We start from the raw sequence: 15,995 nt of genomic DNA, 5'->3' as shown, positions 1-15,995 counted from the left end.
TTCACCTGCACGGTGTCGCAGCTGCGCGCCAACCATCCGGTGTTCCGCAGGCGGCGTTTCTTCAGCGGCAAACCCGTGGGCCGGCGCGGCCAGGGACTGACCGACATCGCGTGGTTCACCCCCGACGCGCTGGCCATCGCGAGCGCGGCGTTCACGCTCGGCATCCAGCCCACCGGCCTGATCGCGGTCGCCGCGCTGGTCGCCGGCGGACGCCCGATCCTGCGGATCCTGATGCGACGGCGGAAGACCGTCGGGCTGTGGCCGTTGCTGGCGCCGCTGCTGGCCGCGGGCACCGTGGTGCTGGCCGTGGTGTTCGCCGACCAGACACTGGCCACGGTGCTGGAGGCCACGAAGATCCGCACCGCGATCGGCCCCAGCCAGGAGTGGTACACCGAGAACCTGCGTTACTACTACCTGATCCTGCCGACCACCGACGGCGCGATCGGGCGACGGGTGGCGTTCCTGTTCACCGCGCTGTGCCTGTTCTCGTCGCTGTTCATCATGTTGCGGCGCAAGCGCGTTGCGGGTGTGGCCCGCGGCCCCGCCTGGCGGCTGATGGGCGTCATCTTCGCGACCATCTTCTTCCTGATGTTCACCCCGACCAAGTGGATCCACCACTTCGGGTTGTTCGCGGCGGTGGGTGGTGCGATGGCGGCGCTGGCGACAGTGTTGGTGTCACCGGTGGTGTTGCGCTCGGCCCGCAACCGGATGGCGTTCCTGGCCGGTGTGCTGTTCATCCTCGCGCTGTGCTTCGCCTCCACCAACGGCTGGTGGTACGTCTCGAACTTCGGTGTGCCCTACAACAACTCGGTGCCCCAACTCGGCGGCGTGACCGTCAGCGCGGTGTTCTTCGTGCTGTTCGCCGTCGCGGCACTGTGGGCGTTCCGCCTACATGTCGGCCGCTCGGGGGATTCCCGGGTGGTCAACGCGCTCACCGCGGCGCCGATCCCGGTCGCCGCCGGGTTCATGGTCGTGTTCATGGTGGCCTCGCTCGCGATCGGCGTGGTGCGCCAGTACCCGACCTACTCCAACGGCTGGGCCAACATCCGCGCGTTCACCGGCGGGTGCGGACTGGCCGACGACGTGCTCGTCGAACCGGACTCCAACGACGGGTTCCTGCAGGCGATGCCCGGTGATTACGGCGCGCTCGGCCCGCTCGGCGGCACCGATCCGACCGGCTTCTCCCCCAACGGGGTTCCGGACCGGATCATCGCCGAGGCGATCCGGCTGAACAATCCGCAACCCGGCACCGATTACGACTGGAACCGGCCGATCGCGTTGTCCCGGCCCGGCGTCAACGGGTCCACGGTGCCGCTGCCCTACGGTTTGGACCCGGCGCGGGTCCCGGTCGCCGGGACGTATTCCACCGGGCCGCAGCAGGAGAGCCGCCTCGCCTCGGCGTGGTATGCGCTGCCGCCCGCCGACGACGCCCACCCGCTCGTGGTGATCACCGCCGCCGGCACGATCGCGGGCACCAGCGTCGCGAACGCGTTCACCTCGGGTCAGACCGTCGAGTTGGAGTACGCCACCCGCGGACCCGACGGCGCGCCGGTGCCGGCCGGCCGCGTCAGCCCGTACGACATCGGGCCCACCCCGTCCTGGCGTAACCTGCGCTACCCGCGCGCGCAGATCCCGGACGACGCGGTCGCGGTGCGGGTGATCGCCGAGGATCTGTCGCTGGGCCTGGGCGACTGGGTCGCGGTGACACCGCCGCGGGTGCCCGAGGTGCGGTCGGTGCAGGAGTACGTGGGTTCTGAGGAACCGGTGCTGCTGGACTGGGCGGTCGGGCTCGCGTTCCCGTGCCAGCAGCCGATGCTGCACGCCAACGGCGTCACCGAGATCCCCCGATTCCGCATCTCGCCGGACTATTTCGCGAAGCTGCAGAGCACCGACACCTGGCAGGACGGCATCAACGGCGGCCTGCTCGGCATCACCGACCTGCTGCTGCGCGCATCGGTGATGTCGACCTACCTGTCCAACGACTGGGGCCAGGACTGGGGCTCGCTGCGCCGCTTCGACACCATCGTCGACGCCGAACCGGCCACCATCGACCTCGGCGAGACGACCCATTCGGGGCTGTGGTCCCCCGGACCGATGCGGTTCCGGCCGTGACGGCTCGCATCGGCCTGGCTCTGCACCGCTACGTAACGGTGGTGGCCATGTGTGTCGGGGCGTTGCTGCTGGCCCCTGCGGCCGCCGCGCAACCCGACTCGGGTGCAGTCCCGGATACGGTCACGGTGGCCGTCCACACGCTCGAGCCGTTCGTGATGGAAACCGCCAACGGCGGGCTCACCGGCTTCAGTGTCGACCTGTGGAACGAGATCGCCAACCGGCAGGGCTGGCAGACCGAGTTCGTCGACACCGGCAACGTTGCCGGCCAGTTGGCAGCGGTGGCCGATGGCAGCGCCGACGTGGCGGTGGGGGGTATCTCGCTGACCGCCGATCGCGAACAACATTTCGACTTCTCCCAACCGACACTCGACGGCGGGTTGCAGATCATCGTGCCGGTGCACGACACGCGGCCGGCGGTGCCCGGTCTCGGTGGTTACCTCGACCTCCTGTTCTCCCGTACGATGCTGATCTGGCTGAGCGCGGCGGTGGTGGTCAGCGTGATTCCGGCGCACGTCTTCTGGTTGATCGAGCGCCGCGGCGACGACCCCGTGGTGTCCCGGTCCTATTTTCCCGGCATCTTCCAGTCCTTCAGCTGGGGCATCGGCTCACTCGTCGGGAAGAACAGCACCACCGCGACGAAGACCATCACCCGGTCATTGGCGATCCTGTGGGGTTTCGCGGGCATCGTCTTCGTGTCGTTCTACTCCGCCAATCTCAGCGCCACCCTGACGGTCGCCAAGCTCGACGCGAAGATCACCGGACCGGCCGACCTCTACGAGAAGTCCGTCGCCACCGTCGCCGACACCACCGCCGCAGATTTCCTGCGCGGCATGGGCATCGAGGCGACGGCGACAAGCACCATCGAAGAGTCCTACCATCTGCTGCGCGAGGAGGGCTATGACGCGGTCGTGTTCGACTCGCCTGTGCTGCAGTACTACGTCGCGCATCGCGGCGAAGGCGTCGCCGTCATGGCCGGGCCGGTGTTCCAGGAAGAGAACCAGGGGTTCGTGGTCGACATCGGCAGCCCGCTGCGCAAGCCGATCAACCAGGCGCTGTTCCGCATGCGAGAGGACGGCACCTACAACCTGATCAGGGAGAAATGGTTCGGCGACAACGTCGCCGCCGCGGCCGGAAACACCAACTGACCGCTCAGCCCGGCACCGCGGTGTCGTTGGCGCCGGGGTCGTTGTTCTCCTGCAGGATGTCGTTGTGGCAGTCCACCTGGCTGCGCCCGGTCTGCTGCATGCACACCAGCACCGGGGTGTCGGCGGCCGGGGCTCCCGGAGCAGCCGCGGAAGTGGCTGTGGGATGCGCGATCTCGCCCGGGTACAGCGACCACAGCGACGCACCGGAAGACGACAGGCGCGCGCAGTAGGCCGGGTCACCGCCTTCGGTGACTCCCGCGGCACCGAGGGTGGCGCAGTCCGCGCCGACCACGATCACCGGCAGCGTGACACCGGCGGGGGCGCTCTGCGGGGCCGCGGTCGGAGTGGTCGAAGTGGTCGACCGCGCGGCCTCGCCGCGGCCTTCCCGTCGTTCGTACTGGGCCAGGACCACCACCGCGGCGACGGCGAGCGCCACGAGCACCAGACCTGCGCCGGCCAGGGCGAGCCGCCGGCGGGGCTTCGGCGCGGCGGCGAGCTTGGCGTGCCGCGGACCGGTCGGCGGCGCCGCGGCGAACATCGTCGCGTCCGGGTCGAGCGCCACCCCCGGCGACGTAGCCGCCGTGCGCGCGGCCAGCGCGCGGGCGAAGTCGACACACCGGTCGAACCGGTCGGACGGCGACTTGGCCAGCGCCTTGTCGAAAGCCGTTCCAAGCGAGGATAATTCGGGACGGTGCGTCGAGATCGACGGCGGCTGCGCGGTCAGGTGCCGGCTGATGACGATCGCGGGATTGGAATGCCGGAACGGCGGTGCCCCGGTCAGCAGCTGAAACGCGGTGGCCGCCAGCGCATACTGGTCGGCGCGGCCGTCGATGCGTTCGTCGGCCGTCAACTGTTCCGGCGCCGAGTACGCCACCGTCCCGACGGTCATGTTGGTCCCGGTCAACGTGCTGACCTCGCCGACCCTGCGCGCGATCCCGAAGTCCGCGAGCATGATCCGCTCGTGCTCGGTCTCCGGGTCGGCGATCAGGATGTTGGCCGGTTTCACATCGCGGTGCAGCAGGCCGCGCTGGTGCGCGTAGTCGAGGGCCTCCCCGACCGCCGTGACGATCCGGATCACCAGGTCCGGCGGCATCCCGTCGGGATACCGGTCGGCCAGCAGCGCCGCGGCGTCGGTTCCCTCGACATGGTCCATCGAGATCCACAACCGGCCGTCGAACTCACCCCGGTCGTGCACCTGCACGATGTGCGGATGCCACAGCGTGGCCGCGATGTCGGCTTCCCGGTGGAAGCGCTCACGGTACTCGTGGTCGGCGCACACCGACGCCGACAGCACCTTCAGCGCGTCGTAGCGCGGCAACCGGGGGTGCTTGGCCAGATAGACCTCCCCCATACCGCCCGAACCCAACAACCGCGCGATCGTGTACCCGGAGATCACCTCGCCGTCGCTCAGCGGCATGCGCGGAATCCTATGCCGAACCGACCCCCGTCGTCACAAGCGGTCACGGAAACGCTGCCTGCGCCCCCGCATCCGGTCCACGAACCCGGCCACCGCCTCGGGGTCGACCGTGGGCACCGCGGTCGATTCCCGGATGATCGCGCGCAGGTCGACACCGTCGATCACCTTGCCGGCCAGCGCGACGAGGTCGATACGCGCGATGACCGCGTCGACGGTCTCGGCGGTGATCCGCTCCCGCACGAGCTCGTCGATGTCGAGTTCCTCGACCACCGCGGCGACGACGACCGACAGCACCGCCCGCGCCTCCTGCCTGCCCCGGGTGAACAACCCGCCCACCAGCGGCAACGTCTCGCACGTCCGGTAGGCGGAGAGCAGCAGGGACGACGGTGCGCCGGTGTCCTCGTTCATGCCCTGGAGGTGGGGGCGCCCAGGTAGGGGAACTCGGGGAGCAGGTCGGCGGGCGCACTCAGGCCGGAGAACCCCTTCTGCCCGTTGGTCAGGAACTTCGACCGGTAGTCGGCGACGTCGTCGGTGAGCCTGCGCCCGTTCGGATACCCGGCCGGGGCGGAGGGCTTGTAGGTCAACACATCCGGCAGCGTGCCCTCGGCCTCGATCGCGCTGATCGCCTCGTCGCGGCTGTATCCGCCGGTATCGGCCATCAACTCGATCAGGTGACCCATCCACCGGGCACGGTCTTGATTGGGCTCCCCGCTGCTGTACTCGGAGAGCTCGTCGTCGCTGGAGAAGAACCCGCTCACCCACGGATGCGCCACCCGGTCGGCGTGCACCCAGCCGTCGTCGCCCAGCAGGCTGCAGCGCGCCCAGAGCCGCACGTCGGGCTCGGCGCCGAGGTACGCCGTGGGCATCTCCACCGCCATCGCGATGACGTCGGAGTCGGCGAACCACGCGTCGGCGCGGGCGCCGGCGAAGAACGAATAGGACCCGGACTGCCACATGTGCGGGTGCGCGTCGAACGACACCTCGACGTCACCGAAGATCCGTGACCCGGCGGCCGCGGGCACCCGCGCGTCGGCCTGCAACGCCAGGTACACGTCCACCCACTGCCGGCCGCCGGCCGGCTCGGAGAACACGAAGTTGAACGCGATGTCGTTGCGCAGGTCGCCGTCGTTGTCGATGGAGATCCGGTACACGGCGCCGGGGTGCATCGCATCGGCGTTCGGGTTCGCCGTCAGGATCAGCGCGGTGCGCTCAGGATCCTTCGGCGACGGGAACACGAACAGATCGCACAGGTCCAGCCGGGGATCGCCCAGCGGCGCACCCCTCCTCAACCCGGTGAAGTCGGTCGACACAGCAATACTCCTCGCGCAAGCGCTCGTCGGTGCCTCCATCCAACCGCACCCGCCGGTCTAGATCGGCGTCAGGCCATGTTTGCGCTGTACGCGGTTGATCTGCTTGTCGCGCAGCAGATGCATGCACTTGCGCAACAGCAGCCGGGTTTCGTGGGGTTCGATGACGCCGTCGATGAAGCCGCGCTCGGCCGCGATCCAAGGTGTCGCCAGGCTCGTGTTGTAGCCCTCGATGAAGTCGGCCCGGATCTTCTGCACCTCGGGTGCGGTCGGATCGGGAAACCGCTTCACCAGCAGCTGAGCGGCCCCTTCGGCGCCGATCACCGCGATCCGGGCGGTCGGCCAGGCGAAGTTGAAGTCCGAGGTCAGCTGTTTCGATCCCATCACCGCGTACGCGCCGCCGTAAGACTTGCGGATCGTGATGGTGACCTTGGGGACGTCGGCCTCGACGACCGCGTTGAGGAAGCGGCCGCCACGCTTGATGATGCCGCCCTTCTCCTGCTGCACACCGGGCATGAACCCGGGCGTGTCGACCACGAAGACCAGCGGCGTGTTGAACGAGTCGCAGAACCGGACGAACCGGGCCGCCTTGTCGGAGGCCTCGTTGTCGATGGCGCCGGACATGTACATCGGCTGATTGGCGATCACGCCGACCGGGCGGCCGTCCACCCGCGCGAACGCGGTGATGATCGCCGGGCCCGCCTGCTCACCGACCTGGAACACATCGCCGTCGTCGAAGATCCGCAGCAGGATCTCCATCATGTCGTAGGCCTGGTTGTCCGAGTCGGGCACGATCGTGTCCAGCTCCAGATCGTGCGGGGTGATCTCCGGCTCCAGACCGGGGTTCACGATCGGCGCGTCGTCGAACGTGTTGGCCGGCAGGAAGCTCAGATAGTCGCGGACGTACTGGAACGCCGCGGCCTCGGACTCGACGACCTGATGGATGTTGCCGTAGCGGGCCTGGGCGTCGGCGCCGCCGAGTTCGTCGAGCGTGACCTCCTCGCCGGTGACGTCCTTGATGACGTCGGGACCGGTGACGAACATGTAGCCCTGGTCGCGCACCGCGACGATCAGGTCGGTCTGGATGGGCGAGTACACCGCACCACCGGCGCACTTGCCGAAGATCAACGAGATCTCGGGCACCAGACCGCGCAGCAGTTCGTGCCGGCGGCCCAGTTCGGCGTACCACGCCAGCGACGTCGCGGTGTCCTGGATACGGGCGCCGGCGGAGTCGTTGATACCGATGATGGGGCACCCGACCATCGCCACCCACTCCATCAGCCGGGCCACCTTGCGGCCGAACATCTCACCGACCGAGCCCTGGAACACGGTCTGGTCATGGCTGAACACACCCACCGGGCGGCCGTTGATGGTGCCGTGGCCGGTGACGACGCCGTCGCCGTACAGCGCGTCGGGGTCGCCGGGCGTCTTGGCAAGCGCGCCGATCTCGAGGAAGGTGCCGGGATCGAGCAGCGCGTGGATCCGGGCCCGGGCACTCGGGATGCCCTTCTTCTCCCGCTTCGCGACAGCTTTCTCACCACCGGGTTCCTTGGCCAGCTCCAGCTTCTCGCGCAGCTCGGCCAAGAGTTCAGCAGTCGTTCGTTCGGTCACTTGCTCCCGCTCTCGATCGCGTTGATCGCCTCGCTCATGTGCGCCCCGACCTTCGCAATGTACGGCTCGTCGATCACCTGGATGTGTTCACCCCCGACCGGGACGACCTCGAGATCGCTGACGAACTCGCCCCATCCCCCGTCGGGTTGGCGGATGGCGTAGCGCGGCTCGAAGAAGATCGCGTCGTCGTGGTAGCGGTCGGCCATGTAGAGCGTGACGTGCCCGTCGTACGGCTGGATCTCCGCGGTCTCGAGCAGCCGGTTGTCCAGGTAGGACGTGCGTTGGTGCTCGATGATGCCGCCGGGGATGTCGACGCCGCTCTCCTTGACCGCGTCGAGGACGAACTTCACCTGGCCCTCGTCGTCGAGCTCCTCGAGCTGCTCGTACGGGATCTCGGGGATCTCGACGTTGAAGGTGCGCTGCGCGAACAGCGCGTAGCGGTCCCAGCGCGCCCGCGTCTCCTCCTTGGTCTGCGGCACCTCCTCGCCGGGACGCACCATGTCGATCAGCCCGACGAACCTGACATCGGCGCCGGCGCGCTTCAGCCCGATCGCGCACGCGTAGGCCAGCGCGCCACCGAGCGACCAACCGACGAGGATGTACGGCCCCTTGCCCTGGATCTCCATCAGCTTCGGCAGGTATTCGGCCGCGCGCTCCTCGACCGAGCCCTCGACCCGCTCGAACCCGTACATCGGGGTGTCCGGCGGCAGTCGCTTCAGCAGCGGCTCGTAGACGACGGTGGAACCGCCGGCCGGGTGGAACACGAACACCGGGACCCGCGTCGAACCCTCCGGCCTGGCCCTGATGGTGCGCACGAAGCCGTCGACCTCGCCGGCGTCCATCTCGTCACGCACGGCCACCGACAGGTCCTGGATGGTGCGGGCCGCCTTGACCTGCTCGACGGTGATCGTGCCCTCGGCGCGCTCGGACAGCCGCTGGGCGATCTTCTCGGCGACGTCGTCGGCGATCGCCGGCAGCTCGTTGAAGATGCCGCCCGGCGACTTGCCGGTGACGATCGCCCACGTGGCGAACGTGACCCGCTCGGCCGCGTCCCGCGGCGGCACGTCGGCACCGAGCGCCTCGGTGACGGCCTCCTGGGTCAGGACCTTGGCGGCGAGGCTTGCCGCTGAGGACTTTTCGCCGCCCGCCGGCCCCGAAGGGTCGGTCGGCGGTGCCGGGATGTCCGAAATGCTCGGCGGTGCTTCGGTTCCGGCGGCGACCCCGGCCTCGTCGGCGTCCTGTGCGGCGGCGTCCTTGTCGGCCGCGATGGGATGGCCGGCCTCGGCCAGCTTGGCCTCCAGCTCGGCGACGGTGCTGGCTCCGCCCATCAGCTCGGCCTGCTCGGCGGCGATCTCCTCGGCCGTCTTGCCCTTCTGGGTCTCGGCGAGCTGATCGACCTCATCGCGGTGTTCCACCGCGTAGGCGATGAGCTTCTCGACCGCGTACAGGTTGGCGTCGCGCACCGCGGTCAGCTGGATCGGCGGCAGGTCGAAGTCGTACTCGACGCGGTTCTTGATGCGCACCGCCATCAGCGAGTCCAGGCCGAGCTCGATCAGCGGCACCTCCCACGGCAGGTCCTCGGGCTCGTAGCCCATCGCCGCGCCGACGATCGTGCCGAGCCGCTGACCGATGGTCTCCCCGGAGTCCGGCGACCACTTCGCGAAGCCCGCCGCGAGGCCGGCGCCCGCGGTGAGGTTGTCCTGCAGGATCGCCGCATCCTCCTCGGGCTCCGGCTCCGCCGGTGCGGCAGCGGCGATCTCGGCGACGGCGCCCGCCCCGACAGCGGTGGGCAGCGCGGTCTGGGCGCCGGCCCGCGTGACGATGGCGTCATAGACGAGGGTGAAGGACTCCTCGATCCGGGCATGCACCTGCACGCCGGCACCACCGGGATGCCGGGTCAGCGTGGTCACCAGGCGCGCCCCCTCGCCCGGGACGGCGCGCTGCTCCGAGGCGGTCAGCTTGGCGTCCGGAAGTACCGCTGCCGCAGCGGCTTTCACCAACGCGGCCAGAGTCTGCGCGTCCACGGTGCCGCGCGCACGGTACTCCCAGACATGCCTGCCGTCCGGGGTGGCGACGTGGTTGCCCGGCATGACCGTCGAGCTGTCACCGGTGAAGTTCACCTCCAGCCAGTGCGGCTTGCGCTTGAACCGGGTCGGCGGGATGTCGGCGTAGTCGGTCGCCGGATCCACCGGCCGGTCGGCGGGCAGCGGGAACAGGGTCCGCAGGTCCAGATCATGGCCGTGCACGTACAGGTGCGCCATGGCCGTGGTCATGGAGTCGACCTCGTCCTGCTTGCGCGCCAGCGTCGGGATCAGCTGTGCGTCATGCAGTCCCGCCGCGGCGGTGGTCAGCCCGACCTGCATCAGCGCGACCGGGTTGGGCGCCAGCTCCAGGAACGTGGTGTGGCCGTTGTCGACGGCGTTGCGGATGCCGTGCGTGAAGTAGACGCTGTGCCGCAGGCCCTTCTTCCAGTAGTCCACGTCGTGGATGGGGTCCGAGCCGGCCCGGATCAGGTTGCCCTCGTGCACCGTCGAGTAGTACGGCACCTGCACCGGACGCGCCTGGATGCCCTGCAGTTCCGCGGCGAGCTCGCCCAGCAGCGGATCCATCTGCGAGGTGTGGCTGGCGCCCTTGGTCTGGAACTTGCGGGCGAACTTGCCCTCCGACTCGGCCCGGGCGATGATCGCGTCGACCTGGTCGGGCGGACCGCCGATGACCGTCTGGCCCGGTGCGGCGTACACGCACACCTCGAGGTTCTTGAAGGCTTCGTCTTCACGAAACACCCCTACGATCTCGTCGGCCGAGTATTCGACCAGCGCCATCAGCCGGATGTACTCGCCGAACAGCATCGCCTCGCCCTCACCCATCAGGTGCGAGCGCGAGCAGATGGTGCGGGTGGCGTCCTCCAGCGACAGACCGCCGGAGAAGTACGCGGCGGCCGCCTCACCGAGCGACTGGCCGATGAGCGCACCGGGTTTCGCACCGTGCGCCTTGAGCAGCTCACCGAGCGCGATCTGGATCGCGAAGATGACCAACTGCACCTTCTCGATCGGGAGCTCGGTGGTCTCGTCGGTGTAGTCGATCGCGTCGTCGAGGATGAGCTCGAGGATCGAATGCCCCCGCTCGTCCTGGATCAGGGCGTCGACGGTGTTGATCCACTCGGCGAACGTCTCGTTGCGCAGGTAGAGGCTCTTGGCCATCTTGCGATGCTGGGCGCCGAAACCGGCCAGCACCCAGACCGGACCGTTGGTGACCGGGCCGTCGGCGCTGATCACGATCGGGTTCGGCTTGCCCTCGGCGATCGAGCGCAGCCCCTTGACCGCCTCGTCGTGGTCGTGGGCGAGCACCACCGCGCGGGACCGGCCGTGGTTGCGCCGCGACAGCGAGCGGCCGATCGACTCCAGCGAGGACGCGCGCCCTTCGGGGCTGTCGATCCAGTCGGCCAGCTCGGCGGCCGTCGCCCGCTTGCGGGAGGTCAGGAACCCCGAAACGGCAATGGGCACAATCGGAGTCGGCGGGTTCTCAGCCTCGGCCGCGGCCATTTCCTCGCGGGCCACCTCCAGCAGGCGCAGCGCCTCGTCGGTCAGCCCCGGGAGTTCGGGCTCCTCGTCGTAAGCGGCGGGACGGTCCAGGCCGTCGTCGTCGTCATCGTCATCGTCATCGACGAACTCGCCGTACTCGTCCATCCGCACGCCGCCGACGTACACGGCTTTGGCGTCGTCGTTGGCCGGCGTCACCACGGCGACATCGGGCTCCGGTGCGGGTTCGACGAGATCGGTGGGCAGCACCTCGCGCACCACCAGGTGGGCGTTCGCGCCACCGAACCCGAAGCCGGACACGCCGGCGATCGCGTGCCCGCTGTAGCGGGGCCATTCGGTGACCGTGTCGGCGACCTTGAGGTGTTCCTTGTCGAAGTCGATGTACGGGTTGGGGCCCGCGTAGTTGATCGACGGCGGGATCTTGCCGTGGTGCAGGGCCAGCGCCACCTTGGCGAGGCTGGCGGCACCCGCGGCCGACTCCAGGTGACCGATGTTGGATTTCACCGCGCCCAGCAACGCCGGCTTGTCGGCGGCGCGGCCGCGGCCGACGACGCGGCCCAGCGCGTCCGCCTCGATCGGGTCACCGAGGATGGTGCCGGTGCCGTGCGCCTCGACGTAGTCGACGCTGCGCGGATTGATGCCGGCATCCTTGTACGCCTTGCGCAGCACCGCTTCCTGCGCGTCCGGGTTGGGCGCGAGCATGCCGTTGGACCGGCCGTCGTGGTTGACCGCGCCGCCGGCGATGACCGCCAGGATCTGGTCGCCGTCGCGGCGGGCGTCCTCAAGCCGCTTGAGCACCACCATGCCGCCGCCCTCGGACCGGGCGTAACCGTCGGCGTCCTTGGAGAACGACTTGATGCGGCCATCCGGCGCGAGGACCCCGCCGACCTCGTCGAAGCCGAGGGTCACCAGCGGGGTGATCAGCGCGTTGACACCGCCGGCCACCACGACGTCGGCGTCGCCGGCGCGCAGCGCCTTGATGCCCTCCTGCACGGCCACCAGGGACGACGAGCACGCGGTGTCGATGGCCATCGACGGCCCGCGGAAGTCGTAGAAGTAGGACACCCGGTTCGCGATCACCGCGCTCGAGTTGCCGGTGATCGCGTACGGGTGCGCCACGGCGGGATCGGCGACCGACATGAACATGTAGTCGTTCACAGAACTGCCGATGTACACACCGACGTTCTCCCCCCGCAGGCTCGACGCCGGAATCCGCGCGTGTTCCAACGCTTCCCAGGTCAGCTCGAGGGCCATCCGCTGCTGCGGATCGATGTTGTCGGCCTCCATCTTCGACAGCGCGAAGAACTCGGCGTCGAATCCCTTAATGTCCGACAGATAGCCGCCACGGGTGCGGGCCTTGCCGACACGCTCGGCCACACGGGGCTCGCTGAGGAACTCCGACCAGCGCCCGTCGGGCAGGTCGGTGATCGCGTCGCGGCCCTCCAGCAGCGCCTGCCACATCTCGCCGGGGCTGTTCATGTCGCCCGGGAAGCGGGTTCCCACACCGACGATCGCGATGTTGAGCCGGCCTTCGTCGCCGTCACGCGACCAGTCCTCGGCGTCCAGCGCCTCGGTGTCCTCTTCCGGTTCGCCCTCGATGATCACCGTCGCCAGCGACTCGATGGTCGGGTGCCGGAACGCCACCGTCGCGGTCAGCGTCACACCGGTCAGATCCTCGATGTCGCTGGCCATCGCGACAGCGTCCCGCGACGACAGGCCCAACTCGACCAGCGGTGCGGATTCGTTGATCGAGTCCGGCGACTGGCCGGTGGCGTTGCCCACCCAGTTGCGCAGCCACTCGCGCATCTCGGCGACCGTCATGTCCGGACCGGACTTACCCGAATCTTCTTGTTCTTGCGCCATGTCTACCCAACCTCACGATCGCGTCGCGACCGGCACGGCCGCCGAAAAATTTGGAGCGTCAGTCTGATTCGTCAGGGAACGCGTTGGCCACCTTGCCGCTGCGCAGGCTGCCGTCGAGGTACGCCGATCGGCAGGCGCGGCGGCCGATCTTGCCGCTGGAGGTGCGCGGGATCGCCCCGGCCGGGGTCAGCAGCACGTCGCGCACGGTGACACCGTGGCGGACCGCGATCGCGGCGCGGATGTCGTCGGCGATCGGCTCCATGTCGAGCTTGTGCGCACCCGGCGCCCGCTCCCCGACGATCACCAGCTGCTCGGAGGTGTCGTCGGGATCGCGCTTGAGCCCGGCGTGCGCGTTCTCGAACACCTCGTCGGGCAGTTGGTTGGCCGGCACCGAGAACGCCGCGACGAAACCGGTGCGCAGCGCCTTGGTCGCCTCCTGCGCGGAGTACTCCAGGTCCTGCGGGTAGTGGTTGCGGCCGTCGATGATCACCAGATCCTTGACGCGCCCGGTGATGTAGAGCTCGCCGTCGTGGTAGGCGCCGAGGTCACCGGTGCGCACCCACGTCGCGTCGTCGGCGGCGCCCTGGGCGTGCGACGGCGTGGTGCGCGACTTCAACGTGTTCTGGAAGGTGGCGATGGTCTCCTCGGGCTTGTTCCAGTAGCCCGTGCCCATGTTCTGTCCGCTGATCCAGATCTCGCCGATCTGCCCGTCGGGCAGCTCGGTGGCGGTGTCGTTGTCGACGATCACGGCCCACTCGGCGACGCCGACCTTGCCGGCGCCCGCCTGGGCGACGGCCTTCGGCGAGTCGTCCGGGACCGGCACGAAGCGGTGGTTGTTCAGTTCGTCGCGGTCCACCGAGATGATCTTCGGCGGCTCGTTGTGCGGCGTGGTCGACACGAACAGGGTCGCCTCGGCCAGGCCGTAGGACGGCTTGATGGCCTGCGGATGGAAACCGTACGGCCCGAACGCGTCGTTGAAGCGCCGCACCGTGGCCGCCGAGATCGGCTCGCTGCCGTTGAGCACCGCCTTGACGTTGGACAGGTCCAGCGGCGGTTCGCCGTCCTTGGGCAGGCCGCGCGCGGCGGCGTGGTCGAACGCGAAGTTCGGCGCGACCGAGATGGTGCCGCCGGTGTCGCCCTCCTGACGGGCCATCGCCCGGATCCACCGGCCCGGGCGGCGGACGAACGCCGCGGGCGTCATGAACTCCACGTAGTGGCCGATCATCGGCGACAGCAGCACCGTGATCAGGCCCATGTCGTGGAAGAACGGCAGCCAGGACACACCCCGGTCGCCCTCCTCGCCCTGCAGCGCCTCGATCACCTGCACCACGTTGGTGGCCAGGTTCAAATGAGTGATCTGCACACCGGTCGGGATGCGGGTCGAACCGGAGGTGTACTGCAGGTAGGCGATGGTGTCGTGCGCGACGTCGACCGGCTCCCAGGTGGCGCCGACCTCGTCGGGCACCGCGTCGACGGCGATCACACGCGGACGCTGGTTGGCCGGGCGGGTGCGGAAGAACTTGCGCACGCCTTCGGCGGCGGCCGTGGTGGTCAGGATCGCCGACGGCGTGCAGTTGTCCAGCACCGCGTGCAGGCGGCCGACGTGGCCGGGCTCCGACGGGTCGAACAGCGGCACCGCGATCCGGCCGGAGTACAGCGTGCCGAAGAACGCGACCAGGTACTCCAGGTTCTGCGGGCACAGGATCGCGACCCGGTCCCCGGGTTGGGTCACCTGTTGCAGACGCGCGCCGACGGCCCGGTTACGGGCGCCGAAGTCGGCCCAGTTCAGGTCGCGGGCCACCCCGTCGCGTTCGGTGGAGAAGTCGAGGAAGCGGTAGGCCAGCTTGTCGCCACGCACCTTCGCCCATCGTTCGACGTGCTTGACCAGGCTCCCGTTGTCGGGGAATTTGATCAATCCGTCCTTGATGAACGGGTTGTGGAAGGCCATTCGTCTCTCCAATCAAGCGGGCTCACTGTCCCGAAAAACCCCGGGCATCCTACCGGGAAAGAGGCTGCCCACCCGTCAGCCGCCAGCATCCGCTCTTAGATTTTCCTTAAACTCACATAATGCTAGGCGACCTGCGTGGCGCTGGCCAAATTCGAGCCGGATCGATCAGGTCACAGGTCAGCCATGTTTCGGCTGCGGGGCGTTGTTCACGAGGTTCCGCGCCCATTCCAGCGTCCACCCGGTCGCCGGCAGGCCGTCGAGGCTCCAGAACTGCGGCGTGGCGTACATCGCGTGCACCGGTTGTCCCGCCCCGCCGGAGAGCACCTCCAGCGTCTTGGGCAGCTGGGTGATGTTGAACGCCGACTCCGGCGCCGCGCAGATCAGGTCGCCGCGGGCGCAGATCTCGTTGGTGCGGTCGTTGAGCGCGCCGAACCCGCCCGGTCGCGGACCGGTCATGGTCAGACCCAGCGCCGAGAGGGTCGGCACCTCGTGCAGGGTGATCTCGGCGCCCTGGCCGGGGATATTGGGGCCGACGTCCTGGCCCACGCCGGCCTGCCGCCGGCCGTCGGCGATCAACGTCACCCCGAGCACCAGATCCTGGTCCACCGGGCCGCGCCCGTTGCCGATGTCCGAGGCGATGTCCCCGGCGATGACCGCCCCCTGGGAGAACCCGACGAGCACGTAGCTCGTCAGAGGGCATCGCTCGTTCATGTTCGTCATCGCCGTGATCGCGGCGCGGGTGCCCTCGGCGCGGCTGTCGTTGTAGGACATCTGCCGATCCGCCGACAGTGGATTGTGGAACTGCGCGGTGTAGGGCACGGTGAACACCTCGAGCCGGTCGGCCCCGAAGTCGCCCCGGATCGGATTGGTCACGTTGAGCAGCAGCGCCGCCGGGAACTGCACCGGGTTGAACGGGTCCAGCTGCAGCGACGACTCCCAGGTGCCCGGGATCGAGATCAGCTGCACGTCCGGGCAGCTCGCGTCCTGGAAGTCCGGGCGCGGCTTCGTCGTCGGCGGCACCGCCGTCGGGGGCACCCGCGCCGCGATCACGGC

9 protein-coding genes are annotated in these 15,995 nt (G+C 69.1%); 2 read left to right on the top strand and 7 right to left on the bottom strand.

The window, feature by feature from the left end; all coding sequences use genetic code 11:
• Positions 1-2,112 (top strand): arabinosyltransferase C-terminal domain-containing protein (locus ASJ79_RS03480; RefSeq protein WP_231750705.1); only part of this gene is annotated, 2,112 nt, incomplete at its 5' end.
• Positions 2,109-3,257: a transporter substrate-binding domain-containing protein gene (locus tag ASJ79_RS03475; protein ID WP_231750704.1), complete on the top strand. Its 1,149-nt coding sequence runs from the start codon at positions 2,109-2,111 to the stop codon at positions 3,255-3,257. The genes ASJ79_RS03480 and ASJ79_RS03475, both read left to right, overlap by 4 nt.
• A 4-nt stretch (positions 3,258-3,261) precedes the next feature.
• Here ASJ79_RS03475 and ASJ79_RS03470 read toward each other — a convergent pair whose 3' ends face one another.
• The 7 genes from ASJ79_RS03470 to ASJ79_RS03440 form a co-directional block, all read right to left on the bottom strand.
• Positions 3,262-4,674, bottom strand: a complete 1,413-nt coding sequence (locus tag ASJ79_RS03470) for a serine/threonine-protein kinase (RefSeq protein WP_067953227.1) — start codon at positions 4,672-4,674, stop codon at positions 3,262-3,264.
• A 33-nt stretch (positions 4,675-4,707) separates the two neighbouring features.
• Positions 4,708-5,082 (bottom strand): hypothetical protein, encoded by a 375-nt coding sequence (locus tag ASJ79_RS03465; protein ID WP_067953225.1) that lies wholly within the window; start codon positions 5,080-5,082, stop codon positions 4,708-4,710.
• Positions 5,079-5,984: a DUF4331 family protein gene (locus ASJ79_RS03460; protein ID WP_067953222.1), complete on the bottom strand. Its 906-nt coding sequence runs from the start codon at positions 5,982-5,984 to the stop codon at positions 5,079-5,081. The genes ASJ79_RS03465 and ASJ79_RS03460 overlap by 4 nt, the downstream gene beginning before the upstream one ends.
• Positions 5,985-6,041: 57 nt before the next feature.
• Positions 6,042-7,592, bottom strand: coding sequence for an acyl-CoA carboxylase subunit beta (locus tag ASJ79_RS03455; protein WP_067953220.1), 1,551 nt, complete (start codon positions 7,590-7,592; stop codon positions 6,042-6,044).
• Complete coding sequence (gene pks13 / locus ASJ79_RS03450) at positions 7,589-12,994, bottom strand: polyketide synthase Pks13 (protein WP_067953219.1); 5,406 nt, start codon at positions 12,992-12,994, stop codon at positions 7,589-7,591. Before pks13 ends, ASJ79_RS03455 begins: the two co-directional genes overlap by 4 nt.
• Before the next feature lie 58 nt (positions 12,995-13,052).
• A complete protein-coding gene (gene fadD32 / locus ASJ79_RS03445; protein WP_067953217.1) occupies positions 13,053-14,942 on the bottom strand; it encodes a long-chain-fatty-acid--AMP ligase FadD32 in 1,890 nt (629 codons plus the stop codon).
• A 177-nt stretch (positions 14,943-15,119) separates the two neighbouring features.
• The coding region (locus ASJ79_RS03440) for a cutinase family protein (RefSeq protein ID WP_067953216.1) at positions 15,120-15,995 on the bottom strand (876 nt) is incomplete at its 5' end.

Source organism: Mycobacterium sp. NAZ190054 (assembly GCF_001545925.1).
GTDB lineage: Bacteria > Actinomycetota > Actinomycetes > Mycobacteriales > Mycobacteriaceae > Mycobacterium.
The sequence above is the reverse complement of the archived record's forward strand: the minus strand, read 5'-3'. Positions and strand labels throughout refer to the sequence as shown.

What these genes read in the sequence shown, in the direction of transcription:
- ASJ79_RS03465 (WP_067953225.1), bottom strand. Translation starts at nt 5,082, where the DNA reads ATGAACGAGGACACCGGCGCACCGTCGTCCCTGCTGCTCTCCGCCTAC.
- ASJ79_RS03470 (WP_067953227.1), bottom strand. Translation starts at nt 4,674, where the DNA reads ATGCCGCTGAGCGACGGCGAGGTGATCTCCGGGTACACGATCGCGCGG.
- fadD32 (WP_067953217.1), bottom strand. Translation starts at nt 14,942, where the DNA reads ATGGCCTTCCACAACCCGTTCATCAAGGACGGATTGATCAAATTCCCC.
- pks13 (WP_067953219.1), bottom strand. Translation starts at nt 12,994, where the DNA reads ATGGCGCAAGAACAAGAAGATTCGGGTAAGTCCGGTCCGGACATGACG.